Origin of the sequence: Pseudomonas pergaminensis, assembly GCF_024112395.2 — a bacterium.
In the GTDB taxonomy this organism is placed as follows: Bacteria; Pseudomonadota; Gammaproteobacteria; order Pseudomonadales; family Pseudomonadaceae; genus Aquipseudomonas; species Aquipseudomonas pergaminensis.
The window spans coordinates 125,433-148,813 of sequence record NZ_CP078013.2 but is presented as its reverse complement, the minus strand read 5'-3'; the positions used below and the strand labels follow the sequence as shown (position 1 = coordinate 148,813).

The 23,381-nt window shown below is 59.7% G+C and carries 18 protein-coding genes and 2 rRNA genes; 8 read left to right on the top strand and 12 right to left on the bottom strand.

Translation table 11 applies throughout. The features are described from left to right. Nucleotides 1-12: 12 nt before the first annotated feature. The 9 genes from KUA23_RS00695 to KUA23_RS00655 all read right to left on the bottom strand — a co-directional run bounded on the left by KUA23_RS00695 (nucleotide 13) and on the right by KUA23_RS00655 (nucleotide 9,564). Nucleotides 13-1,458 (bottom strand): efflux transporter outer membrane subunit, encoded by a 1,446-nt coding sequence (locus tag KUA23_RS00695; protein WP_099491540.1) that lies wholly within the window; start codon nucleotides 1,456-1,458, stop codon nucleotides 13-15. After that, on the bottom strand, nucleotides 1,455-2,513 hold the full coding sequence (locus KUA23_RS00690; protein ID WP_252993295.1) for an HlyD family secretion protein: 1,059 nt from the start codon (nucleotides 2,511-2,513) through the stop codon (nucleotides 1,455-1,457). The genes KUA23_RS00695 and KUA23_RS00690 overlap by 4 nt, the downstream gene beginning before the upstream one ends. Nucleotides 2,514-2,528: 15 nt before the next feature. Then, on the bottom strand, nucleotides 2,529-4,064 hold the full coding sequence (locus tag KUA23_RS00685) for an MFS transporter (protein WP_252993294.1): 1,536 nt from the start codon (nucleotides 4,062-4,064) through the stop codon (nucleotides 2,529-2,531). 131 nt (nucleotides 4,065-4,195) lie between these two features. Then, entirely contained in the window at nucleotides 4,196-5,116 is a 921-nt protein-coding gene (locus KUA23_RS00680; RefSeq protein WP_065899503.1) for a LysR family transcriptional regulator, read from the bottom strand. A gap of 52 nt (nucleotides 5,117-5,168) precedes the next feature. Continuing rightward, the gene (locus KUA23_RS00675; RefSeq protein ID WP_252993293.1) at nucleotides 5,169-5,795 is read right to left on the bottom strand and encodes an energy transducer TonB family protein; all 627 of its coding nucleotides are present in this window, start codon (nucleotides 5,793-5,795) and stop codon (nucleotides 5,169-5,171) included. A 123-nt stretch (nucleotides 5,796-5,918) separates the two neighbouring features. Beyond that, nucleotides 5,919-6,767: an ABC transporter permease gene (locus tag KUA23_RS00670; protein WP_012721565.1), complete on the bottom strand. Its 849-nt coding sequence runs from the start codon at nucleotides 6,765-6,767 to the stop codon at nucleotides 5,919-5,921. 11 nt (nucleotides 6,768-6,778) lie between these two features. Continuing rightward, a complete protein-coding gene (locus KUA23_RS00665; RefSeq protein ID WP_099491545.1) occupies nucleotides 6,779-7,630 on the bottom strand; it encodes an ABC transporter ATP-binding protein in 852 nt (283 codons plus the stop codon). 1 nt (nucleotide 7,631) lies between these two features. Then, the gene (locus tag KUA23_RS00660) at nucleotides 7,632-8,657 is read right to left on the bottom strand and encodes an ABC transporter substrate-binding protein (protein WP_099491546.1); all 1,026 of its coding nucleotides are present in this window, start codon (nucleotides 8,655-8,657) and stop codon (nucleotides 7,632-7,634) included. A 13-nt stretch (nucleotides 8,658-8,670) separates the two neighbouring features. Then, the gene (locus KUA23_RS00655; RefSeq protein ID WP_099491548.1) at nucleotides 8,671-9,564 is read right to left on the bottom strand and encodes a TauD/TfdA dioxygenase family protein; all 894 of its coding nucleotides are present in this window, start codon (nucleotides 9,562-9,564) and stop codon (nucleotides 8,671-8,673) included. A gap of 366 nt (nucleotides 9,565-9,930) precedes the next feature. Between KUA23_RS00655 and KUA23_RS00650 the strand changes: the two genes are divergently transcribed. From KUA23_RS00650 to KUA23_RS00630, 5 genes are all read left to right on the top strand, one after another. Then, complete coding sequence (locus KUA23_RS00650) at nucleotides 9,931-10,644, top strand: GntR family transcriptional regulator (RefSeq protein ID WP_078046284.1); 714 nt, start codon at nucleotides 9,931-9,933, stop codon at nucleotides 10,642-10,644. A gap of 338 nt (nucleotides 10,645-10,982) precedes the next feature. Then, nucleotides 10,983-11,741 carry a DUF3050 domain-containing protein gene (locus KUA23_RS00645; protein ID WP_252993292.1) on the top strand — a complete coding sequence of 253 codons (759 nt, stop codon included), beginning with the start codon at nucleotides 10,983-10,985 and terminating at the stop codon, nucleotides 11,739-11,741. After that, a complete protein-coding gene (locus KUA23_RS00640; protein WP_252993291.1) occupies nucleotides 11,738-12,685 on the top strand; it encodes a diiron oxygenase in 948 nt (315 codons plus the stop codon). Before KUA23_RS00645 ends, KUA23_RS00640 begins: the two co-directional genes overlap by 4 nt. After that, nucleotides 12,682-16,059: an amino acid adenylation domain-containing protein gene (locus KUA23_RS00635; RefSeq protein WP_252993290.1), complete on the top strand. Its 3,378-nt coding sequence runs from the start codon at nucleotides 12,682-12,684 to the stop codon at nucleotides 16,057-16,059. Before KUA23_RS00640 ends, KUA23_RS00635 begins: the two co-directional genes overlap by 4 nt. Nucleotides 16,060-16,077: 18 nt before the next feature. Beyond that, entirely contained in the window at nucleotides 16,078-16,536 is a 459-nt protein-coding gene (locus KUA23_RS00630) for an SRPBCC family protein (RefSeq protein WP_252993289.1), read from the top strand. 44 nt (nucleotides 16,537-16,580) lie between these two features. On the opposite strand, the gene KUA23_RS00625 is transcribed toward KUA23_RS00630, so the two are convergent. Then, nucleotides 16,581-18,461 (bottom strand): methyl-accepting chemotaxis protein, encoded by a 1,881-nt coding sequence (locus KUA23_RS00625; RefSeq protein ID WP_252993288.1) that lies wholly within the window; start codon nucleotides 18,459-18,461, stop codon nucleotides 16,581-16,583. Between the two features lie 279 nt (nucleotides 18,462-18,740). Between KUA23_RS00625 and KUA23_RS00620 the strand changes: the two genes are divergently transcribed. From KUA23_RS00620 to KUA23_RS00610, 3 genes are all read left to right on the top strand, one after another. Then, nucleotides 18,741-19,256 (top strand): sigma-70 family RNA polymerase sigma factor, encoded by a 516-nt coding sequence (locus KUA23_RS00620; protein ID WP_078046278.1) that lies wholly within the window; start codon nucleotides 18,741-18,743, stop codon nucleotides 19,254-19,256. Further along, the gene (locus tag KUA23_RS00615) at nucleotides 19,253-20,236 is read left to right on the top strand and encodes a FecR domain-containing protein (protein ID WP_078046277.1); all 984 of its coding nucleotides are present in this window, start codon (nucleotides 19,253-19,255) and stop codon (nucleotides 20,234-20,236) included. Before KUA23_RS00620 ends, KUA23_RS00615 begins: the two co-directional genes overlap by 4 nt. 91 nt (nucleotides 20,237-20,327) lie before the next feature. Next, a complete protein-coding gene (locus tag KUA23_RS00610; protein ID WP_252993287.1) occupies nucleotides 20,328-22,814 on the top strand; it encodes a TonB-dependent siderophore receptor in 2,487 nt (828 codons plus the stop codon). 190 nt (nucleotides 22,815-23,004) lie between these two features. Here the strand turns inward: KUA23_RS00610 and rrf (KUA23_RS00605) are convergent. Both rrf (KUA23_RS00605) and rrf (KUA23_RS00600) read right to left on the bottom strand, forming a co-directional pair. Then, a 5S ribosomal RNA gene (gene rrf, locus KUA23_RS00605) occupies nucleotides 23,005-23,120 on the bottom strand. A 109-nt stretch (nucleotides 23,121-23,229) separates the two neighbouring features. Further along, a 5S ribosomal RNA gene (gene rrf / locus KUA23_RS00600) occupies nucleotides 23,230-23,345 on the bottom strand. Nucleotides 23,346-23,381 lie beyond the last annotated feature (36 nt).

Sequence of the window (23,381 nt, the reverse complement as noted above, 5' to 3'; positions counted from 1 at the left end):
ACTCTTTGCCGTTCAGCGCCCAGCGGTTTGCAGCGGATACACCGATTCCCAGCCGCCACCCAACGCTTTGTACAGCCCAACCATGGCCAGGGACACGCTGGTCGAGCTCTCCACCCACTGCTCTTGCGTGGCCAGCAACGCGCTCTGCACGGTGAGCACGTTGACGAAATCCACCACGCCTTCCACGTACTGCTGTTGCGCGGTGCTCAGGGCAATCTGGTTCTGGCGCACGGCTTCGGCGAGGCTGTCGCGGCGCAGTTGGCTGGCGTTGTAGCGAGTCAGTTGGTCGTCGATCTCATGCCAGGCCCGCAGCACGGTTTGCTGGTACGCGAGCGCCGCTTCCTGTTGCTGGGCTTCGCGCAGGTTCAGCATGCCTTGCAGGCGCCCGCCATTGAACAACGGCAAGCTGAACTGCGGGCCGAAGGCAAAGGCGCGGGAGCCCCAGGAACCGAGATCCGAGAGTTGCATGGCCTGGGAACCGAGGCTGCCGGATAAAGTGATGCGCGGGTAGAAGTCGCCCTTGGCCACGCCAATGCTGGCGGTGGCGGCGTGCAGGCGTGCTTCGGCCTGGCGGATATCCGGGCGGCGTTCGGCCAACTCCGACGGTAAGCCAATCGCGACCTGGCGCTGGGTTTGCGGCACAGCGGCGTCCTTGGACAACTGCGCATGCAGGGCCTGCGGCGGCTCGCCCATCAACAGGCTGAGGGCGTTGATCAGTTGGTCCTGGCGCTGTTGCAGATCCGGCAGCCGCGCTTCGATAGCGGCGACCTGGGCGGCGGCTTCGGCGACGTCCAGGTCCGTCGCCACACCGTCCGCCAGGCGCAACTGCGAGAGCTTGAGGCTGTGACGCGCGACGTCGAGGTTTTGCTCGGTGACGGCGCGGGTGTTCTGTACGCCGCGCAGTTGGATGTAGTCCTGGGCCGTCTCGGCGAGTACCGACAACAACACCGCGCGGCGGTCGTCTTCAGCCACTTGCAGGGTGGCGTCAGCGGCTTCGGTTTCGCGTTTTACCCGGCCCCAGAAGTCCAGCTCCCAAGAGGCGGAAAAACCCATGTCCCACTGATTGAACGCCGAGCGGCCGTTGTTGCCGGAAGGGTCGCTCAGGCCCTTGCCGCTGTTGCGTTGGCGCAGGTAATCACCGTTGGCGTTGACGTTGGGATAACGCTCGGCGGTGGTCACCTGGCGCACGGCACGGCTTTGCTGCAAGCGACTGCTGGCCAATTTCAGGTCGAGGTTATCGGTGAGCGCGCGACGGGTGAGCGCCGAGAGTTGCGCGTCGTGGAACACATCCCACCAGCGCTCCTGCAAGGGATCGCTGACGGCACGGCTGGCCGCCTGGCGACCCTGGGGCGCGTTCCATTGCGTCACTTGCGGGCTCTGGGGCTTTTGGAAATCCGGACCGACCGTGCAGGCGCTCAGGCTGATGAGGCTCATGGTGAGCCAGGCCACTCGTTTCATTGCTGGGCCACCTCACGGGTCTGCACGACCGGCCGGGTGTCGACGCTGGCTTCCACCGACATGCCGACCCGCAAGCGTTCGGTGTGCGCCTGGTTGGGTTCGAGGACGATTTTCACCGGGATGCGCTGCACCACCTTGGTGAAGTTACCGGTGGCGTTATCGGGTTTGACCGAGGCAAAGGTCACTCCGGTGGCAGGCGCGAGGCTTTCCAGATGGCCGTTGAGCAACTCACCGTCGAGGCTGTCGACGCGCACCTGCACGGCCTGGCCGGCGTGCATATGGGAGAGCTGGGTTTCCTGGAAGTTGGCCACCACGTACGCTTCTTCCAGCGGCACGACCGCAAGGATCTTGCTGCCTGGCGTCACGTAGGCGCCCACCCGCACTGCACGCTCGCCGACCATGCCATCCACCGGCGCGACAATGCGCGTGTACGACAGCTGGTAACTGGCCAATTCCAGCGCGGCCTGGGCACGCTTGAGCCCACCTTCGGCGGCGTCGCGCTGGGCGGTGAGGATTTCCACTTGCTTGCGTTCAGCCGCCAGCACCGCCGTGGCATTGGCCAGGCGCGCGGTGGCCTGGTCGATGCGGGTCTTGGCTTGCTGGGCATTCTGCACGGTGCCGGCACCGACACCGGCGAGGCGGTTGTAGCGATTCAGTTCGTGTTCGGCAAAGGCCATTTCGGCGCGATCCGCCGCGACGGTGGCCTGGGCCTGGGCGATCACCGAGCTTTGGCGCTCGAGGGTGGCGGTGGCGTTTTTCAGTTGGGCCTGGGCCACCAACGCATCGGCGTCGGCAGCCTGGGCGGCAGCGCGGAAGTCGCGGTCGTCGATCAGCGCCAGCAGTTGCCCGGCCTTGACGCGCTGGTTGTCTTCCACCAACACCTCCTTGATGAAACCGGCCACACGTGGCGCCACCAGGGTGAAGTCCGCAGCAACGAAGGCGTCGTTGGTGGTCTGGCGCTTGCTGCCCAGCACACCCGGCGCGACCAGATACACCAGCACGCCGACGGCGAACACAGCAATAACGGAGACGGCAATTTTGTCTTTGCGTTTCATGAACAGTCCTTTCAATCAAGTCGGTGCGCGAGGCGGGAAAATCCGCGTGGGCATCCAGAAAATCAGCAGGATCAACGCCACCGCGACTGCGGCCATGACGTAATACAGATCCGAAGAAGTCAGCACCACGGCCTGCTCGTGCAGGCGGTGCGCCAGGCCCGGCGCGTCGCCGTCGGCCAGCGGTGAGTTACCCAGGCGGTCGACCAACATGGTCGAGTGAAAATGCAGGCGCTGGGTGGTCAAGGTATCGAGCACACCGGTGGCGATCACGGCGGCCAGGCCCTTGACGGTGTTGAACCAAGCCGAGGCGAACGGGCCGTCCATGGGCTGGATGCTGCCGGTGGAGAGCATCAGCAGCGGCAACACGGCCATCGGTTGCCCGAAGATTTGCAGCAGGTACAGGCCGTAGAAATCGTCACGAATCCATTCCGAAGTGAGGTGCGCACTGCCCACGCAGCACAGCACCAGCATCCCCAGGCCGATCCCCAGCACCCAGCGACAATCGACCCAACGCAGGTTGCACAGCGCCGCCACCAGCGGCAGCGCGATCAACTGCGGGATGGCCATCAGCAGCATCACTGGCGCGGTTTGCAGCGGACGATAGCCCTGGACCTGGGCGAGAAAACTCGACGGGATGATGATCACCGAGGTCAGCACCATGAGCACGCCCGCCAGCACGATCAGCGCAAACGACAGGTTGCGCAGGCCGAGCATCTGCAGCTTGAAGAACGGTATGGGCTGGGACCACTCGTTCACCATGAACAGCACCAGCAAGGCACTGCCGCCGCACAACAGGAAGGTGATCAGGCCCGACTCGAACCAGTCCAGGCGGTTGCCTTGCAGGATGCCGATGACCAGCATGCAGATCGCCGGGAAGCCCAGCAGCAGACCGCGCCAGTTGAACTGCTTGAAGCGCTCCAGGCGCAGCGGGTCCTGCGGCAGCCCGTAGGCCACGGCGACCATGGCCAGCAGGCACGGCGCGACGATCTGCCAGAACGCCCACTGCCAGCCGACGTACTCGGTCCACAGCGCCGCCAGCGGCGTGCCCAGGCTCGGGCCGAAGGTGGCGGTGAGTGCATAGCCGGCCAAGCCGTACAGCTTGACGTTGGCCGGCAGGAAACGCAGCGCCACGGTCATCAGCATCGGCGGCAACGCGCCACCGGCCAGGCCTTGCACAGTGCGCAGCACCAGCAGGCTTTCGTAGTTCGGCGCGAACGGGCACAGGATCCCCAGCACGGTGAATAGGCCGATGGCGCACAGCGTGAAGCGGCGCAGGGAAAAGGTCACCGAGCACCAAGGCGCAAACGCCATGGCCGACACGGAGGTGGCGGTATAAGCCGCGACCAGCCAGGTGCCTTCGTCAAAACCGATGTACAGCGCACCGCGAATATCCGCGAGGGCCACCTTGGTGACCATCTCGTTGAGACCGGAGACCAGCACGGCCAGCAACACGCCGACCAGACCGATGATGATGCGCGGACCGAAGACGGGCGGGGTCATGGCAGTGGGCTTGGCTGCGGCCTGGAGTGCGGGGGCAGCGAGGGACGTCATGAACAGATAACTCGGAATGGTAAATACCCGAGCAGTTTAATCAGGCACACACATGACAAAAAGTTACTTATTGGCAGGGTATAACTGCGCCAGACGCAATCCTGAATTCATGTAGGAGCTGGCTTGGGGCGTCAGGTGGGCTGGGCTTCGAGCCAGGTGGCGTGGCAACTCTCGCGCATGGTTTCGCGCAGCCATTTGTGGGCGGGGTCTTTGTCGAATCGCGGATGCCAGGATTGGGCCAACACCAACGTCGGCAGCGAGATCGGCAAGGCGAATGCACGCAGTGGCAACTTCAGGCGATTAGCGCTCAGCAGCGCTTCCTTGGGCACCGGCAGCAGCAGGTCGGAGTCGGGCAGCATGAACATCGCACCGTGGAAACCCGGGGCGATCATCGCCACGCGGCGCTCCAGCCCCTGGGCATTCAGTGCGGTGTCGATCGGCCCGCGCGCAATGCCGCGCCGCGAGATGCTGATGTGCGAGTAGCTGGCAAAACGCGCCGCGGTGATTTCTTCGTCAAACAACGGATGGTCTTCCCGCGCCAGGCCGACGAAGGTGGTGGAGAACAGGTTCTGCACCTTCACTTCGGGGCTGACCGGCATGGTGTTGCTCACGCGCAAGTCCAGGCGCCCTTCGCGCAGGGCCTCGTCGTCGGTGTCACCTTCGGGCACAAAGCACAGTTCGCACAGGGGGGCCATGCGTTCCATGGTGTCGAACAGGCGCCCGCCATACACACCGATGAAAAAATCATTGGCGCGCACGCTGAAGCGGCGGCGCAATGTGCTCAGGTCCACCTGGTCCGCCGAGCGGAACAGCAGCGCTGCCTGCTCCACCACGTTGCGCACCTGGCCTTGCAGTTGCAGGGCCTTGGGCGTGGGCACCAGGCCGCGCCCGGCGCGCACCAGGATCGGGTCGCCCACGGCTTCGCGGATACGCGTGAGGGTGCGGCTCATGGCGGCGGGGCTGAGGTTCATGCGGCGCGCGGCGCCGACCACGCTGCCCTCGTCGAGCAAGGCGTCGAGGGCGACCAGCAGGTTCATGTCCGGTAGTTGCATGCCAAGCACTCGTGATCAACGGGGCGTGAATTGAGCGCAATCGTAGCAGGCTTTACAGGTAGCGTCGGAGGTTGCTGGGTAGGTATTTCGCGTAGGTCGATTTGGGATGGGCCTGGCATTTACGCACGATTTCCGGCAGGGCGCTTTCAAGCGCGTCGGCGCGGTCCAGGCCTTCGTTGTAATCGCTTTTACCGCTCAATGCCGGGAACATCACGGCGACGCGGGTGATGGCAAAACTCTTCATTTGGATGAGCGGGCGGGAAGGATGGTTGCGGCGGAACTGGCTGACTTCTTCGTTCAACGCGCTGCAGGACTGATAGGTCGTTTCCATGAAGGACAACTGAGTACTCTTCGCCTTGATCTCCTCGGGCGTGAAGATCATCTCGTTTTGCGCGTCGATCACCGCTGGCTGATCCGCATTTACCGTCCAGGGTTTGAAACGCCATTGTGTGGCCGCCTCCACGGCGGCTTCGCCGAACTCGGGCTTGGTGGCGCTGAGCGCTTTTACATCGCTGACCGAACCATCATTGTGGATGTTCAAGCTGATGCGCGCATGTCCCGGGACAGACGTCAGGAACGAGGGGTAGTGCGGCTTGGGCATGGACACGGCTTCGGGAACGAACGCCGCCAACACCGAGGTCGATAGCAACAAAGCCGCTGCCAAGACAAAAAAACGCATAGTCGTAAATCCCTTTACCGATCGACGCCATCGCAGCGCCGAATTCGGGCGGGATTATCGAAGCCAGCCTGGGCAAAGAGCAACCATTCCTATTAAAAACGAAGATTCTTACGCCCCATGAAATCAGCGCTGCATGCCCCAGCGCTTCACCGTCAGACGCTCGAACGTGTCAAACACCAGGTTTTCCACAAGCAGCCCGATCAGGATCACCACCGCCAGCCCGGCAAACACCTTGTCGGTGTACAGCTCGTTGCGGTTCTGGAAGATGTACCACCCCAGGCCACCCTTGCCACTGGTTGCACCGAACACCAGTTCGGCGGCAATCAATGTACGCCAGGCAAACGCCCAGCCGATCTTGAGGCCCGCAAGAATCGACGGCAGCGCCGCCGGGATCAGGATGAACAGCACAAACCGCATGCCCTTGAGGCCGTAGTTGCGCCCGGCCATGCGCAGGGTTTCGGACACGCCAAGGAAACCTGAGTAGGTGTTGAGCGCCAGCGCCCACAATACCGAATGCACCAACACGAAGATGAGGCTGTTCTGGCCCAGGCCAAACCACAGCAGCGCCAGCGGCAACAAGGCAATCGCCGGTAGCGGGTTGAACATCGAGGTCAGGGTGCTCAGCAAATCACGGCCCAGTTGGGTCGATACCGCCAATGTGGTCAGGGCGAACGCCAGTACGATGCCGATCAGGTAGCCCTTGATCAGCACCACCAGCGAGATGCTGACCTTGCTGAGCAATTCGCCGCTGAGCAGGCCGTCGTAGAGCGCGTGAAAGGTCTGCAAGAAGCTCGGCAGCAGCAGGTCATTATTCTGATAACGCGCAACGGCTTCCCAGAGGATCGCGAGCACGATCAGGATCAGGCCCTTGCGCAGCCAGCCTTGTTGCCACAGGCGCTGGCGCAGGGGCAGTTCGCGTTCAACGGGGACGCTGAGCAGCGGTTCGAGGGTGATTTCATATTCCTGGCGCATGGATGTTCCCCTTAATACGCGATGCGGATATCAGCGAAGCCCAACTCACGTTCGGCCTCGGGCGCTTCATCGAACAGCAGGCGATGAATGCGCCGTGCCGACGCCTGGAACTCCACGCCACCGAGGCTGTGCAGGTCGTATTGATGGCTGTGGATTTCCGCGCGTACCCGCCCAGGGTGGGGCGACAGCAACAGAATGCGATTGCCCACCACCAACGCTTCTTCGATGGAGTGGGTGACGAACAACAGGGTAAAGCGCACCTCTTCCCAGAGCAGCAGCAACTCTTCCTGCATCTTGCGCCGGGTCAGCGCATCGAGGGCGGCGAAGGGTTCGTCCATCAGCAGGATCTTGGGCTGCATGGCCAGGGCACGGGCGATGGCGACACGGGCTTTCATACCGCCGGACAGGGTGTGTGGGTAGGCGTCGGCAAAGGCGGTGAGGCCGACTTTGTCGAGGTAGTGCAGTGCACGTTCTTCGGCGTCGGCGCGCTTCAGGGTTTTGGAGGCCAACAGTGGAAACATCACGTTCTGTTTGACGGTTTTCCACGGCGGCAGTTGGTCGAATTCCTGGAACACCACGATACGGTCCGGGCCCGGTTGCTCGACCTTTTGCCCCAACAGGCGGATCTCGCCTTCGCAGGGTTTGATAAACCCGGCGATGGATTTGAGCAAGGTGGACTTACCGCAACCCGAGGGGCCGAGCAGCACGTAGCGGTCGGCCGGGTCGATCTCGAAACTCACCTGGTGGGTGGCCCGCACCACGCGCTCGGGGGTGCGGTATTCCAGGCTGACGTTATCCACCGCGAGTAAGGGGCCGGTGGTGTGCAGGTTGCTGGCCGTGTGGCCTTGCAAGGGCGCGTTCATCTCAACTTCCTTGCAGGGGCTTGGCGTCCTGGAAGAAGTAGTCCTTCCACGATTCAGGCTTGTTCTTGATGGCACCGACGCGGTAGAGGAATTCCGCCAGCGGGTAGGTGTTTTTCGGCGTAACGCTGAATTCGAACTGCGGGTTGTCGATGATTTTCAACAACTCGGCGCGGTCGATCTTGGCCTTGGTCACGCGCAGGTAAGTGTCGGCTGCAGCGCCTTTGTCGTTCTGGGCGAACTGCGCGGCTTCGGTCAATGCCTCGACGAACGCCTTGTAGGTTTTTGGGTTGTCGTTGCGGAATTTCTCGGTGGCGAACAATACCGTCGGCGAGTTCGGGCCGAGCAGGTCGTAGGTGTTCAGCACCACGTGCACGTTCGGGTTGGCCAGGGCCTGGTCCTGAAACGGCGGGTTGGAAAAATGCCCGGTCAGCTCGGTGCCGCCAGCGATCAGCGCTGCGGTCGCATCCGGGTGAGGGACGGCGACGGTGTACTTATCGAGGCGATTGAATTCCTTGTCGCCCCACTGCTTGGCCGCCGCGTATTGCAGGAAGCGTGACTGCACCGACACGCCCACCGCGGGCACGGCAATGCGGTCCTTCTCGGTGAAATCGGCGATGGTCTTGACCTTGGGATTGTTGCTGACGAGGTAGTACGGGAAGTTACCCAGGGAAGCCACGGCCTTGACGTTCTGCTTGCCGTGGGTGCGATCCCAGATGGTCAGCAGCGGGCCGACACCGGCTCCGGCAATGTCGATGGAACCGGAGAGCAGTGCGTCATTGACTGCCGCGCCGCCAGACAACTGTGTCCAGTCGACCTTGATGTCGATGCCTTCCTGTTTACCGTATTTTTCGATCAGGTTCTGGTCGCGTACCACGTTCAGCAACAGATAAACGATGCCGAATTGTTCGGCGATGCGGATCTCGCCTTCGGCCTGCGCGGACGCCGGTGCAATCAGGCTGCCGGCCAAGAGGCTGACACCCAGGCCGACGGTCGCCGCCAGCCGTGCGAATGGAATTTTCCTGGACATGGTCATGCTCCGATCAGAAAGGCGCGTCGCCCTGGATGGTGGTACGAAACAGCTTGCGGCGCAGATGGCTCGGGCAACCGGCGGCCAGGTGGATCAGCGAGCGGTTGTCCCAGAACACCAGATCGTGGGGCTGCCATTGGTGGCGGTAGATGTTTTCTGGTAACACGCTGTGGGCGTAGAGTTGGGCCAGCACGTCGCGGCTCTCATCCTCCGGCAGGCCGACGATGCGGGTGGTGAAGCCTTCACTGACAAATAGCGCCTTGCGGCCGTTTTCCGGGTGGGTGCGCACGATGGGGTGCACGACTTCCGCCACCTGGGCGAGCTGCTCGGGGGTCAACGTGGGGCGCCAGTTGCCTTCGAATTTGGTTTCGCTGTAGCGCGCGGTATAAGAGTGAGCGGCGCTGCGACCTTCGACGGCTTTGCGCAGATGCTCGGGCAATTGGTCCCAGGCTTTGTGCATATCGGCAAACAAGGTGTCGCCACCTTCGGAGGGCAGCTCCTGGGCGTGCAGCATCGAGCCCAGGCTCGGCAGTTCTTTATAGGACAGGTCCGAATGCCAGAATTTGCCGGCGTCACCCAGGCCGATGGATTGGCCGTTTTCGATAATGTTGGAGACGATCAGGATTTCCGGATGGTTGGCCAGCAGGAACTGCTTGAGTACGTGGATCTGCAGCACGCCGAAGCGGCGGCTGAAGGCAATCTGTTGTTCGGGCGTGATGCGTTGATCACGAAAGACCACGACGTGATGGTCCAGGTGCGCACGGTGAATGCGCGCGAAATCCTGCTCGTTGACTGGGCGTGACAAATCCAGGCCAATGACCTCGGCGCCTACACTGCCGGGAAATGGACGAATCTCGAAGGTTTGGGCGGTAGCGGTCGCTGTTGGAACAGTAGAGGTGGCGGACATGAGGTCACTCCCGGTCAGACAGGAGTGTGACTTTATAGATATAAGAACGGCTATTTAAATACCGTTAGTGAATATCGATAGACAGGAATGTATCGACCGAACCCCATACTTCCTAACGCATGGGGAATAAACTGCAACAGCAAAGTGTTCATTCCGTAACCGCCGATAATGCAGCAATCGGCGCAGGAAGCCGGCCGATGAACCCGGCCGTGTAAGACGCCGTAAATGTCGGTTGTGGGGGGTGGGAGCGTGATGTTGAAGCGCTTACAAGCCGAAACCGTACCCGTTTGACAAGCTTATGGGCAGTCTCTAGTGTGCATTGGATCCAATTAGCCACCCTATCAGAATAAGGAGGATAGCGTAACCGTGACGCAGAAGCCGAACCCTTTGAACAGCATCAAGATCAGCGGGCCTATTCCTGCCCATCTCGCTCGTTCCGTGATTGAAGAAACCTTGCGCAACGCCATCCTCGATGGACGCTTGCCGTGCGGTACCGCCATGCGCCAACAGGAATTGGCCAGCCTGTTCGGGGTCAGCCGCATGCCCGTGCGGGAAGCCCTGCGCCAGTTGGAAGCCCAGTCGCTGTTGCATGTGGTGACGCACAAGGGTGCCGTGGTTGCACCGCTGATCGAGGATAACTCGGCGGAAACCTATGAACTGCGGATGTTGCTGGAGTCTGAAGCATTGCGCTTGTCGATTCCGTTGCTCACCGAGGCCGATATCGCCGAGGCGGATGCGATCATCGTCGCCCTGGAGCAGGAAAAAGACTACAGCGAGATTGGCCGCCTCAATCGGCTGTTCCACATGGCCCTGTATGGCAAGGCCCCGAACCAGCGGCTGCTCAATCTGGTGGAGCACGGGTTGAACGAAGAGGAGCGTTTCCTGCGTTATAACCTGGAGGCCATGGGGTTGGGAGAGACGTCCCAGGAAGATCACCGCGAATTGCTGAACCTGGTCGCCCAGAAGAAAACCCAGGAAAGCATCCTGACGCTGCGCAATCACTTGATGCGAGGCATGGAAGTGATCAGCGCCTACCTCAACGGCCTGGAGGCCGACGACGCCAAGAAAGGTAAGTACTAAGGCGCGCGGCCCTCCTGTCGCGAATCTTCCTTACCCCGGGGCTCACTAACTCACGATTAGCGCCCCGCACAGAAGAAGTTTCCCACCTGCCGTAAAGAAGCAAACTTACAGCACATATTATTTAGAAAAACTTCTAACACATTTGTATGCTCGCCAAATTGTTTAACCCGCTTATTATCTTTCCTTACTAAACCAGATAGTTCATTCCGACGTCGCGACGCCCCCATATTGAGCGGCTCGCACGCCAGCGCCTGGTTTATACCTGCTCAATCCTTGCCGATTACAAAAACTCATCGCTGTTCCCACACAGCAGACGCAACAACTTATAGGCATCAACCATGCATCAACCGTTACTTGAAACAATAAAACTGCAGTTATGCAGCCATTCGTTATTTACAGAAATAACTTCTCTGCGAAAGTTGCAACTTTTTATGGAAAGCCATGTATTCGCTGTCTGGGATTTCATGACCCTCGCCAAACGTCTGCAACAGGAGCTGACCTGCACGCGTCTACCCTGGTTGCCACCTGTCGACCCATGGGCTGCACGCCTGATCAACGAGATTGTGCTGGGAGAGGAATCTGACGAACATCCTGCGCAAGGCTATTGCAGCCACTTCGAACTTTACCTGGAGGCCATGGCGGAAGTAGGCGCCAGCACTACCGCTATCAATCACTTCATTGCGCTGCAACGCCAGGGCCTCGAAGCAACTGCCGCCTTGCATGAAGTCGAGATTCTTCCCGGTGTGGCCCGCTTTGTCAGCGACACCTTACACCTTGCGCTAAATGCCCCTGCCCATTGTGTGGCCGCCACATTCCTGCACGGCCGTGAGCACGTCATCCCACCGATGTTCGAGCGCATCCTGCAATCCGAGGCGCTCAACCACCGTCAGACGCCTACCCTGTGCGCCTACCTCAAGCGCCACATCGAATTGGACGCCCAGGACCATGGGCCGGCAGCAGAGCAGTTGCTTCTGCGCCTCTGCAGCGCAGACCCGGCCTACCCGCAACAGGCCAACGCTGCCGCCGTGGCTGCCGTCCAGAGCCGCATCGCGCTCTGGGATGTGGTTCGGGCTTCGCTGCACGAGATGAAGCCATGACCGCTGCCGATTACAAAACCATTGCCGACGACTGGGAGCGCCGCGCAACCATCCGCACACGTCCTCGCCGTTTGCTGGAGGATGATGACAAGCTGATCTACCCGTTGTTTCGCCAGCCCCTGGTGCTTTGTGCAACCTTTATCGAACACTGCCCGCAGTGGCGCGATTTTGTCCTGGCACAGAGCTTTTATAAATTCATCAACGACGTGGTGATATTCGAGACCGAGATTGTCGACCAGACGGCACGCAGCATTGCCAAGAATCGCTTCTCGGTGCCCTTCCCGCTTGCCTGTCGTATTGATGCGATGACCATCGTTGTGGACGAGGACTACCACGCGTTGGTGGCACTGGATTTCCTCCAGCAAACCGTGGCCATGACGGGGATACAACCCCTGGCGCTACCCCAGGAAATCGAATTGAGCCGAGCGCTGCCGGCGGCACAGGCGCAGGTACCCCCTCACCTGCACGATGCCGTCGCGCTGATCGGCGTGGCCATTGCCGAAAATACCGTGACCCACGATGTGGCGGCGTTCTCCAAGGACGCCAGCGTCAAAGCCTCCGTCCGTGGCTTGATGGCCGACCACCTGGCCGATGAAGGCCGCCACGCACAATTCTGGACGCGCTTGGTACGCCTGTATTGGCAGGCTGCCAGCGCCGACGACCGCGACAGCATTGCCAAGGTGCTACCGATTTTCCTGGCCCGGTACCTGACCAACGACCTGCAAAAGAACTTCGACCTTCAGTTGATCGACCACCTCGATATCAGCAGCCCCCTGCGCAACGCCTTACGCGATGAAGTCGCGGCGCTGGCCTTCCCCATCACCCGCCAGCATCCTTTGATGGGCAATATCCTGGGCTTCCTGCAACACAGCGGCTTGCTGCAGACACCAGGTGTGGCCCAAGGGCTGACCGACTACTTGCACGTGGCCGGGAGGGTAGCATGAGGCGCCTGACCATCGGATTTTCCGGCACCAGCAGTGCCTTGGCGGCTATCAGGCGGGAGCTGGAGCAGTATGGGTATGTCTTGAGTGATGCCGGCTCGGACCTGTGGATCGATGACGGCAGCCAGTCGTTGCCGAACCCGGCACACCAAACCTCAGTGCTGGGCCTGCGCCTGGGGGTTGGCCCAGTGACCGACTGCGGGTTACCCGCACTGCAACTGCGCGCCTATGGGCCCGAGGGGCGACTAGCGGCTGTCCTTGAAGTCGCAACGGAGCCCAGTGGAAACGGCCAGCGCCTGCGCCAGCAAGTGACCCAAACGATGATGGAATGGGTTGCGCTGCACGTCAGTGGTTTTTCACGCGACCCCGGATATTTCTCCGTCAAAGCGGTCGCCAATGAATGGCCCGAGCAGGGTTTGGACGCGCTTGACGCCTTGGCATTTGTTCACCGATTCAACCGCACCGAAGACCTCGCTGTCATGCGGGAGGCCCAGGTGCCTGTGATCGAACGGTTGCAGGCCAGCCTTCACCAATTCGCTGATAGGCGGGCGCTGAACATCGACAGCAGCGTGGTGACTTACCGCGAGTTGCACGTGCAGGCCCTCATGATTCAGCAACGGTTAAGCCCTGTGTTGGGCGTCACGCAGGCACCACCGGTGGTTGGGGTTTGCCTGGAAAAGTCCGTAGCGTTGTACGCCAGTATTCTCGCGGTTATGGGCTGTGGCGCGGTGTATCTGCCGCTGGCTCCGGACCACCCGCCTCAACGCCATCAGGCCTTGCTCGAGAACGCAGGGGCCCGGGTGTTGCTGGACGCCGGCCAGCACCCCTTGCGAGAGCGCTTCATTACACTGGATGTGCGCGAGGTCGACCCGCAGGACACCGACTTGCTGCGTCCGCTGATGCACGCTCAGCCCGCCCTCGATTCGCCCTGCATGACGCTCTATACATCGGGTACCACCGGCCATCCCAAGGGGGTGTTGCTCAGCCAAGCCAACCTGGCACATTTCGCGGCCTGGTTCAGGGCCTGCATGAACCTGGATGAACAAAGCCGTATCCTGCAGTTTTCACCGGTGAGCTTTGACTCGTCCCTGATCGATATTGTCCCTACCCTGATAGCGGGCGCCGAGTTGATCGTCCCCAGCGCAGAGCAACGACACGACCCTCAGCAACTGCTCGATCTGCTCCAACGTCAGCGCGTTACCCATGCCTTTTTGCCCCCCTCGCTGCTGAGCATTCTGCCGCCCGATCAACCGCTGGGCCTGACGCACCTGCTGACCGGGGGTGACGTCTGCGAACCCCATGTCATCGACCGCCTGGCGGCGCAGTGCCAATTTCACAACCTCTACGGCCCCACGGAGGCCACCGTAATGATCACCCATCGTACGTTTCAACCTGGCGACAGCAACCGCAATCTCGGCCGGCCGATCGCCAACAGCTGGGTGTTGATCCTCGATGACGACCAGCAGCCGGTCGATGAAGAGGTGATGGGTGAGGTGTACATCGTTGGGCCTGGCGTAAGCCTGGGCTATGTGAACGACCCACCTCAGGCGACCAGTGCCTTTGTGGAGCTTGCAGTGCCTGGGGGCCAGCCCTTGCGCGCCTACCGCAGCGGCGATTTGGCCCGGTGGACCGCCGATGGAATCATGCTGGGCGGACGACGTGATGATCAGGTGAAGATTCGTGGCTTTCGGGTCGGGCCCCAGGAGATTGAGCAGTGCCTGCGTACCAGCCGGCTGTATCGCCAAGTGGCGGTGGTGATCGACCCTGACCGCAGGATCCGTGGCTTTGTCGCTCAACCCGAACCCGGGGCTACCCTGGCGGCCCTGCAGCAACACGCGCGGCAGTGGCTGCCCGACTACATGCGGCCCGGCTTCTGGGATGAGTTGGCATGCATGCCGTGCGCCAGCAACGGCAAGATCGACCGTGAGGCCTTACTGGCAGTGCCGCTCCAGCCCAACGTGCAGGAGGAAGGTGGCACGGCACACACCCCGCTTCAAGTTCGGTTGACTCGCCTGTGGAGCGAACTGTTGACGCTGCCCGAGGGTGAAGTGTCTATCGATGAGAGCTTCTTCGATCTCGGCGGCCACTCGATTGTGCTATCGACGTTGTTGCTGCGCGTTCGCGAGCAGTTTGGTCGTAGTTTCGCACTGAGTCATTTCATTGAAGTACCGACGATTGGTACGCTCGCAACGCTGCTGGAGAACGGTGAACGACCCGATGCTTCCTGCGATGCTGCTGCTCGCGATGCTCAACGGGACTGGACGTTCAACACGCTGCCAGAGGACCGCGCAGGCGACCCACACAAAGTGATCGTGACGGGGGCCAACAGTTTTGTTGGTGTTCATATCGTCGAGGCATTGCTGGCCGCAGGTGCAACGACCGTGGCGTGCCTGGTACGTGAGACGCCGGGACAGTCGGCGATGGCACGATTCACTCAGGCGTTGCGTGAGTACCGCCTGGAACATCTGGACCTGAGCAGGGTGCAGGTATTCGCCGCCGATATCAGCCTCCCTCGGTTGGGCCTGGCCAGCGACGCGTATGATGCTATCGCCCAGGATTTCGGGGTGCTGATACACAACGCAGCACGGGTCAATCACGTGATGGACTATACATCTCTGGCCAGGGACAACGTTGCCCCCCTGTTCGAATGCCTGTGCCTGTGTGAGACCCACAGCAAGAAGGTCCTCAACTTTATCTCGACACTGTCCGCTTCGAGCGCTGTCGACTCGCAGGGTTATGTCCTCGAAGCGCCCGCTGCAACGACGTTGCCGCTGTACATCAAGAATGGCTACAACCTGTCCAAATGGGTTGCCGAGCGCCAACTGGGTCGTGCGGTGGAGCGCGGCGCCTGGGTGAATATCCATCGACCCGGCAACATCAGTTTCAACAGTCACAATGGTGCCTGCCAACCGCAAAAAAATCGTCTGATGCTGATGCTCAAGGGGTCACTGCAACTGGGCCTGATGCCTCGGTTGACGCTGAACTTCGACCTGATGCCGGTGGACTTCCTGGCGCGCTTCATTGCATTCCACAGCAGCCGCTTTCAGGCCGACAGGCATGTGTTCAACCTGCATAACCCCGAGCCGTTGAGCTGGGAGGACTACCTGGATGCGTTCAATCGAGCGGGGCACCGTTTCAAGCGGGTGAGTATCGCGCAGTGGCAACAGGCGCTGCGAACGGTAAACCAGGACAACGCACTGTTTGGCGTGCTCGGTTTCTACCTCGATCGCCTCGACGAAGACATCGGCGACACATCGATGATTCGCCACGACAACGCACGACAGGGTATCCAGCAGATGGGGGCACGCTACCCCGAAAAAGACCCGGCGTTGTTGAGCAAAGGCTGCAACTACCTCAAGACCATCGGCTTTCTTTGAACGCCTCAGGACAACCTCATGAAACTGCTGCAACCCGATACGTTAATTCGCAATCCGAACGGCCTGCCGATAGTGGCGTCCGTCTCGGTCAACTGCTGTGCCTCTCGCCTGTGGGCGATGGTGGGGCAGTTTGCCGGCTTCGATGTGTTTATTCCGGACCTGATGCATATCGAAATGACCGGCTCAGGCGTGGGCGCATTGCGGACTAAATTTTTCCGCGATGGTAACTGTGTCGTGGAACAGCTCAATAGCCGGGACGAACAGGCCATGCACATGACCTGGACCACAATCTACAACACACTGGGCGTGGCCAGGTTATGGGCGGCGATGCATGTGGAAGCGCTTGAAAAGGAGCGCTCCAGGGTGACATGGACAATTATTGCTGAGCCCACAGAGGAGGTGAGCCCAGGGTTTGAACAGTTTGTGCAGGGCTTCGCCAACGGCGCATTGGACAACGTTCGCCGGTTGCTTGGCTAAGCGGCAGGAGCGACGCGCGTCGCTCCCGCCATTCAGTCAGCGGGTTAGATCTTGAAGCTATCGACCAGTTGCTTCAACCGATTGGCCTGCTGCGACAGGGCATCGCAATCCTTGAGGGTTTCATTCAGATTGGCCACGCCCTGCTGGTTCAGCAAGTTGATCTGGTTGATGTCCACATTGAGGGTTTCCACCACGGCAGTTTGTTCTTCGGTGGCGGCAGCCACGGACTGGTTCATTCCGTCGATCTCGACAATCCGCTGCGTCACGCTGACCAGGCGCTCACCGGCCTGGTTCGCGACCTCTACGCTTTCTTCGCTGGAGGTCTGGCTGGCGTTCATGGTGGTGACCGCTTCACGCGAGCCCACTTGCAGCGAGGTGATCATTTTGTGGATCTCCTCGGCCGACTCCTGGGTTCGATGAGCCAGGTTGCGCACCTCGTCCGCGACCACTGCAAAACCTCGACCGGCCTCGCCCGCACGCGCTGCCTCGATGGCCGCGTTAAGCGCCAGCAAGTTGGTTTGCTGGGAGATGCCTTTGATCACATCAAGGATGTGACCAATGTTGTCGGTGCTGGCGTTCAGGGTTTCGATCTGGGTGCAGGACAAGCTGATCTTCTGCGACAGCTCCGACATCGCAAGAATGGTTTGCTCCACCACTTTGCGCCCATCGTCGGCTTGCTCACTGGCACCACTGGCGTGCTGTGAAGCATCCGCGGCGTTACGCGCGATTTCCTGGGTAGCGGCACCCAGTTCATTGATCGCTGCGGCCACGCTATTGGTGCGTGCACTCTGCTCATCGGAACCGATGATAGAGGCATTGGACGAGGCCATTACACGCTGGGACAAGTCGTGTACCTGGCGGGTTGCCGAAGACACTTCCGAAATCGAAGCGTGGATGCGCTCTACAAATTGATTGAACGCACTGCCGACCTCGCCGAATTCGTCCTTGCTGGTGACAGCCAGGCGACGGGTCAGGTCACCCTCGCCCTGGGCAATGTCCTGCATCGCTACGCCCATGGTGGTGAGGGGGCGCAGCAAGACTTGGATCAGCAAGCTCAGGAGCACGGCGATCACGACCACGGCGATCAGCATGGCAATCAACGCGGAAGTTCGGAACTTGCCCAGCGGCGCGTAGGCTTTGTCTTTATCAATCGACAGGCCGATATACCAATCTGCGCCAGGCAAACCACTGATAGGGGTGAAGGACAGGATGCGGTCCTGCCCATTGAGGACGACGTCTTGGCTGACCTTGTCGATACGCACTTGGGTGCCGGGGTAGATGTCCTTGAGGTTCTTCATCACTTGGTCCTGATCAGGACTGACAATGACTTGGCCGTCGCCGCTGACCAGGAATGCGTGGCCGATACCGCCGAAGTCCACCGAGTTGATGATCTTCACCAAGGTTTGCAGGCTCAGGTCACCGCCGACGACGCCGAGCAATTCACCGTTCTTTTTCACCGGAATGGCGATGGTCACGATCTGTCCACCCACTGCGGCCATGTAGGGTGGCGTGAGCATGGGTTTATCTGCGGCCACTGCCTGCTTGTACCAAGGGCGCTGACGGGGGTCATAGCCATCGGGCATTTTCGCGTCGGGGCGCTGGGTGAACACGCCGTTGGTTTGGCCAACGTAGGTGAACTGGAAGTTCGAAGTGAATGCCGCTTGATCGACCAGACCGGGAAGGTCGGCACCACTACCTTGGTGGGCAACGTTTTGCGTGAGGCTTTCGAGCACCAGTATTCGACCACTGAGCCAGTTCTGAACACTGCTGGCGGTGAGTTCACCGGATTGTTGGATGGACGACTCCAGGTTCTGCGTAATGATGCTGCGTTGCAGGTAGTCGTTGTAGAGGGTGAATAACGCGAAGGCCAGAACCACGACGCCTGACGCGGCCAACAGAATTTTATGACTGAACTTGAGATTCATTTCATCGACTTCTTTTGCCAAAGGGGGGTGAGCGTGCCGAGTGGAACATTCCATGTAACGCGATAGGCGGACTCTCGGGCCGCTCTATTTCGGTGCACGCATGGCTCGTCAGGCTTTCGGCCAAGCCGCGGCAAAACTTAGAAAATTGTGAGATAGATCCTCTTTTAACGTAGGAAACCGACAAGTGGTTACTCGACGAGGATCGGTGTTGCAAAATTTTTCTCCCTCCCGAACAATGCGACTAATTATCATTTGTGACGTTTGGCCGAGCTCGCTTGAATGCCGTCTGCTGAGTACTTCCCGTGTGAAAACGCTGTTCAGGCGCTGTATTGCACCCATCACAGTTGGCTGAACACCTGGCTGCGTAGCCGTCTGGGCAACGCGGCGGATGCTGCCGACTTAGCACAAGACACCTTTGTACGCCTGCTGCAGAAAACCGAACGCTTTGAACTCAAGGCTCCCCGGGCATTTTTGCGCACCATTGCACGAGGGTTGGTGATTGATCACTGGCGCCGCGAAGAGATCGAACGGGCTTACCTCGAATCTATCGCCCATTTGCCCGAGGCAATGGCGCCGAGCGCGGAAGCGCGGGCGCTGGTGTTGGAATTACTGGAAGATATTTCCCGTCTTTTGGAGGGTCTCAAGCCTAAGGTGCGTAAGGCATTTCTGCTGGCTCAGTGCGATGGGCTGACACACAAGCAAATCGCGATGCACATGGGCGTGTCGCTGCGCTCAGTGGAGCGTTATGTGGCCGAGGCGCTCTACCATTGCTATGTCCTGCGATATGAAACATGACACCCATGGATAATGCCGCGCGTTGCGGACCCGATCCCCGGGTGATCAAACAGGCTATCAATTGGGCACTGCGCCTGCGTAACAACCGTGCCAATGTCCGTCTGCGCGAGCAGTGTGAGCAGTGGCGCGAAGCTCACCACGACCACGAAGTGGCCTGGCAACGGGTACAGGCGCTGCAACAGGAGTTGAGCGGCACTCTGGCAGCGATTCCGGGCGCGCATGTGGCGCTGGAAAACAGTGCGCAGGGGTTGGGCCGTCGACAGGCGTTGAAGCTATTGACCGGCGTGCTGGTGGCTGGCTCAGCGGCCTGGGTAAGCCGGGATCTGACTGGCTGGCAGCGCTGGACCTCCGACTTCGCAACCGCCACCGGCGAACGTCGTAGCATCCAGTTGTCCGATGGCACGCGCCTGCAACTTAATACTGACAGTGCCGTAGACCTTGCCTTCAATCCTCAGCAGCGCCTGATAACCCTGGTGCGCGGTGAAATCCTGGTGACGTGCGGTGCGGCTGCCTCGGCGCCATTGTTGGTTCAAACACGTCACGGCTTGTTCGAAGGTATCGACGGACGTTTCGCTGTCCACCAAACCAGTGACTGCACGCGGTTAAGCGTGGTCAGCGGCAACGTGGCCATCCATTCACCACACCAGCCGAATGGGTTGTCGACCCAGGCCCACGCCGGCGATAACTACCTCGTGCGTCAGACCCAAGCCACCCTTGCTCCGCCTCTGGCCATGGACATTGGCGCCTGGACCGATGGGCTGATCGTGACGCGGGATATGCGTCTTGCGGATTTTCTATCAGAGGTTGGGCGTTATCGACCGGGTTACCTGGGTTGCGCGGTAGAGGTAGCTGATTTGCGGCTATCGGGGGTCTTCCGCCTGGAGAACACCGATCAATTGCTGGCGATCCTGGCGCGAACGTTGCCGGTTCAAGTGCGTTACCGCACGCGTTGGTGGGTGAGTGTGGAACGGTCGGCCTGATCGTTTGTTTTTTTGGCGGCTTTTTTCCGTGAGTCCGGCTTAGACAGTAAGCCTATCAATCTGCCCTCACCGGCCTCTACGGAACCTGATCATGACTGCGTGTTTCCACCACAACTCTTCCTACCCGTTATTGGGAAAAGCCGTACGCGTGGCATTAATGTCCACCGCATTGGGCATCAGCATGACGCCGATCGCCGGTATGGCTGCACAGGCCGGTATCTCGCAGGTCAATCAACGCTACGAGATACCGGCAGGCCCACTGGGTGAGGTGCTCAACCAGTTTGCGCGGCAGGCAGGCATTACCCTTTCCAGCACGCCCGCGCAAACCCAAGGTCGCCAGTCAGCAGGGCTGCTGGGGGAATATTCTGCCGGACAGGGGTTGAATCAGCTGCTCAATGGCTCAGGGCTGCAGGCCGTTTCTGAAGACGGTGTGAGTTTTGTATTGCAGGCCGTGCAGGAAAGTAGCGCCCTGACGTTGCCAACCACTGATATCAAGGGCTTTGCATTGGGCAATGCGTTGGGAAGCATGGACGGCTACAACGCGACTCACAGCCAGATCGCAACCAAGACCAGTACGGCCTTGCTGGAGACCTCGCAAACCGTCTCGGTGGTCACGCGCGAGCAGATGGATGACCAAGGCTCGCAGACAGTCGCTCAAGCCATGCGCTACACGCCTGGTGTGTTGACCAACCCCTACGGCGCGACGCACCGGTATGACTATGTGGCAATGCGTGGCTTCAACGATGGATCGGTGGATAACATCTACCTCGACGGCTTGAAGTCCATGGGGGACAGCGGCACCTACAGCACCATGCAGGTAGACCCGTATTTCCTGGAACGTATAGACATTCTCAAGGGGCCTTCCTCCGTGTTGTATGGGCGTAGTTCACCTGGCGGTTTAGTAGCGCTTACCAGCAAGAAGCCCCTGTTCGAGCCTTATCATCAGGTTCAGGCGACAGTCGGCAGCAATGGTCAACGCGGTATGGGTTTTGACTTCAGCGGTCCGGTAGATGACGACAAGCGCGTCGCCTATCGACTAACGGGGTTAGCGGATAAATCCGACACTCAATTCGACCACGCCAAGGAAAAGCGCTACGCACTGGCGCCGACGTTGAGCATCGACTTTACCGATGACACCTCGCTGACGCTCCAGGCTTATCTGCAGCACGACCCAGAGGGTGGTTATCACAGCGGTATGCCGGCCGATGGTGCGCTGCATCAACGCAATGGCCAGAGGATCTCCAGTCACTTCTTTGAGGGTGAACCGGGGGTCGATGGCTACAAGCGAGACCAGCAGTCCTTTGGCTATCAGTTTGAGCATCGCTTCAATGATGTTTTCACTGCGCGACAGAACTTCCGTTACCTGGACTCCAAGGTGAAGTTGGATCAGGTGTATGGCTATGGGTGGACCACACCGACCAGCAATGAGCTGAACCGCTACTATTCGGGGGGTGATGAGAAGCTGCATGCGTTCATCATCGATAACATGCTGCAGGCCGAGTTTTTCACAGGGGCGACTAAACACACGGTGTTGATGGGTGCCGACTATCAGCGGCGTAAAACCGTAGTGGACTGGACGAGCGGGTCACTGCAGCCAATCAACGCATTCAATCCTGTGTATGGCAATTCCTCTATCAGCTATTACAACCCAACCAGTTATCTGCGCCGGCTGGAGCAGACTGGCGTCTATCTGCAAGACCTGATTGAAATGGATAAGTGGCGGTTTTCCCTGGGGCTAAGGCAGGACTGGGTAGAGACCTCCGACGAAAACCGGATCGCCGAGACGAGCCGGCCGGTTGGCACGGAAATAAGCGACAAGCGCACCAAGCTCACTGGGCGTGCGGGGGCCTTGTATCTGTTTGATAACGGCCTGGCGCCCTACGTCAGTTATTCCGAATCCTTTAATCCCAACTCCTATTCAGACAGCGCCGGCAACCCGTTGGCACCTACTGATGGGACGCAGTGGGAGGTGGGGCTGAAATACCAGCCGCCAGGCACGGACAATCTGTTTACCGCGTCGTGGTTTCGTATCGACCAGGAAAACCTTGCGACCAAGCTGCCCCAGGAAAACTTTTATCGTGCTGTAGGGGCTGTGCGATCGCAGGGGTTGGAGTTGGAATCCCATATGCAGCTGACTGAGAACTTGAAGCTGTTGGGCAGCTACACCTTTACTGACATTGAATACTCCAAGTCGATGGTGAGCACCCTGAGCACAGCTGGCAATCTGATTGAGAACCAGGGCAACTCTCCGACTCAAGCCCCGCGTCACATGGCGTCCGTTTGGGCTGACTATAAATTTAATCAGGGTGCCTTCGATGGCTTGAGGCTTGGAGGCGGATTGCGCTATGTGGGCTATAGCTGGGCGGATGCGGAAAACACAATGAAGGTACCTTCTTACACCTTGTTTGATGCCTCTGTAGGGTATGACCTGGGTAAGGTTGGACTGAAGGGCGTCGATGTAAGACTCAATGCCAACAACCTTACCAATGAGACCTACGTGGCTTCTTGTGCCAGCCTGAACTTCTGTTATTTGGGGGAAGAGCGAAACGTCAGCGCGACGGTGAGTTACCAGTTCTGATTCGCCCGTGTTTCACCCAAGCCAGCGCCTGATGTCAGGTGCTGGCTTTTTTGTTTCTAACTGCGGCTTCTCCTCGGTTTACTACGCGAGAGTGGCTCGCGTCACCGCAGAAGGGCAAGAAACTGGATCGCCAGGCCCCTAAACGACAAAACCCCTGTCTGCGTTAGCAGACAGGGGTTTCGGAATTCAATCTTGACGATGACCTACTCTCACATGGGGAAACCCCACACTACCATCGGCGATGCATCGTTTCACTGCTGAGTTCGGGATGGGATCAGGTGGTTCCAATGCTCTATGGTCGTCAAGAAATTCTGTGTACCAGACCGTTGCGCTAGCAACGTGCCGGTGAAATTCATGGACTTCTACATAAACAAAACCCCTGTTTGCGTTAGCAAACAGGGGTTCTGGAATTTAATCTTGACGATGACCTACTCTCACATGGGGAAACCCCACACTACCATCGGCGATGCATCGTTTCACTGCTGAGTTCGGGATGGGATCAGGTGGTTCCAATGCTCTATGGTCGTCAAGAAATTCGGGTACTGAGTCGTGGCCAGATGGCCTCGC

What these genes read in the sequence shown, in the direction of transcription:
- KUA23_RS00695 (WP_099491540.1), bottom strand. Translation starts at nt 1,458, where the DNA reads ATGAAACGAGTGGCCTGGCTCACCATGAGCCTCATCAGCCTGAGCGCC.
- KUA23_RS00690 (WP_252993295.1), bottom strand. Translation starts at nt 2,513, where the DNA reads ATGAAACGCAAAGACAAAATTGCCGTCTCCGTTATTGCTGTGTTCGCC.
- KUA23_RS00685 (WP_252993294.1), bottom strand. Translation starts at nt 4,064, where the DNA reads ATGACGTCCCTCGCTGCCCCCGCACTCCAGGCCGCAGCCAAGCCCACT.
- KUA23_RS00680 (WP_065899503.1), bottom strand. Translation starts at nt 5,116, where the DNA reads ATGCAACTACCGGACATGAACCTGCTGGTCGCCCTCGACGCCTTGCTC.
- KUA23_RS00675 (WP_252993293.1), bottom strand. Translation starts at nt 5,795, where the DNA reads ATGCGTTTTTTTGTCTTGGCAGCGGCTTTGTTGCTATCGACCTCGGTG.
- KUA23_RS00670 (WP_012721565.1), bottom strand. Translation starts at nt 6,767, where the DNA reads ATGCGCCAGGAATATGAAATCACCCTCGAACCGCTGCTCAGCGTCCCC.
- KUA23_RS00665 (WP_099491545.1), bottom strand. Translation starts at nt 7,630, where the DNA reads ATGAACGCGCCCTTGCAAGGCCACACGGCCAGCAACCTGCACACCACC.
- KUA23_RS00660 (WP_099491546.1), bottom strand. Translation starts at nt 8,657, where the DNA reads ATGTCCAGGAAAATTCCATTCGCACGGCTGGCGGCGACCGTCGGCCTG.
- KUA23_RS00655 (WP_099491548.1), bottom strand. Translation starts at nt 9,564, where the DNA reads ATGTCCGCCACCTCTACTGTTCCAACAGCGACCGCTACCGCCCAAACC.
- KUA23_RS00645 (WP_252993292.1), top strand. Translation starts at nt 10,983, where the DNA reads ATGCATCAACCGTTACTTGAAACAATAAAACTGCAGTTATGCAGCCAT.
- KUA23_RS00640 (WP_252993291.1), top strand. Translation starts at nt 11,738, where the DNA reads ATGACCGCTGCCGATTACAAAACCATTGCCGACGACTGGGAGCGCCGC.
- KUA23_RS00635 (WP_252993290.1), top strand. Translation starts at nt 12,682, where the DNA reads ATGAGGCGCCTGACCATCGGATTTTCCGGCACCAGCAGTGCCTTGGCG.
- KUA23_RS00630 (WP_252993289.1), top strand. Translation starts at nt 16,078, where the DNA reads ATGAAACTGCTGCAACCCGATACGTTAATTCGCAATCCGAACGGCCTG.
- KUA23_RS00625 (WP_252993288.1), bottom strand. Translation starts at nt 18,461, where the DNA reads ATGAATCTCAAGTTCAGTCATAAAATTCTGTTGGCCGCGTCAGGCGTC.
- KUA23_RS00620 (WP_078046278.1), top strand. Translation starts at nt 18,741, where the DNA reads ATGCCGTCTGCTGAGTACTTCCCGTGTGAAAACGCTGTTCAGGCGCTG.
- KUA23_RS00615 (WP_078046277.1), top strand. Translation starts at nt 19,253, where the DNA reads ATGACACCCATGGATAATGCCGCGCGTTGCGGACCCGATCCCCGGGTG.
- KUA23_RS00610 (WP_252993287.1), top strand. Translation starts at nt 20,328, where the DNA reads ATGACTGCGTGTTTCCACCACAACTCTTCCTACCCGTTATTGGGAAAA.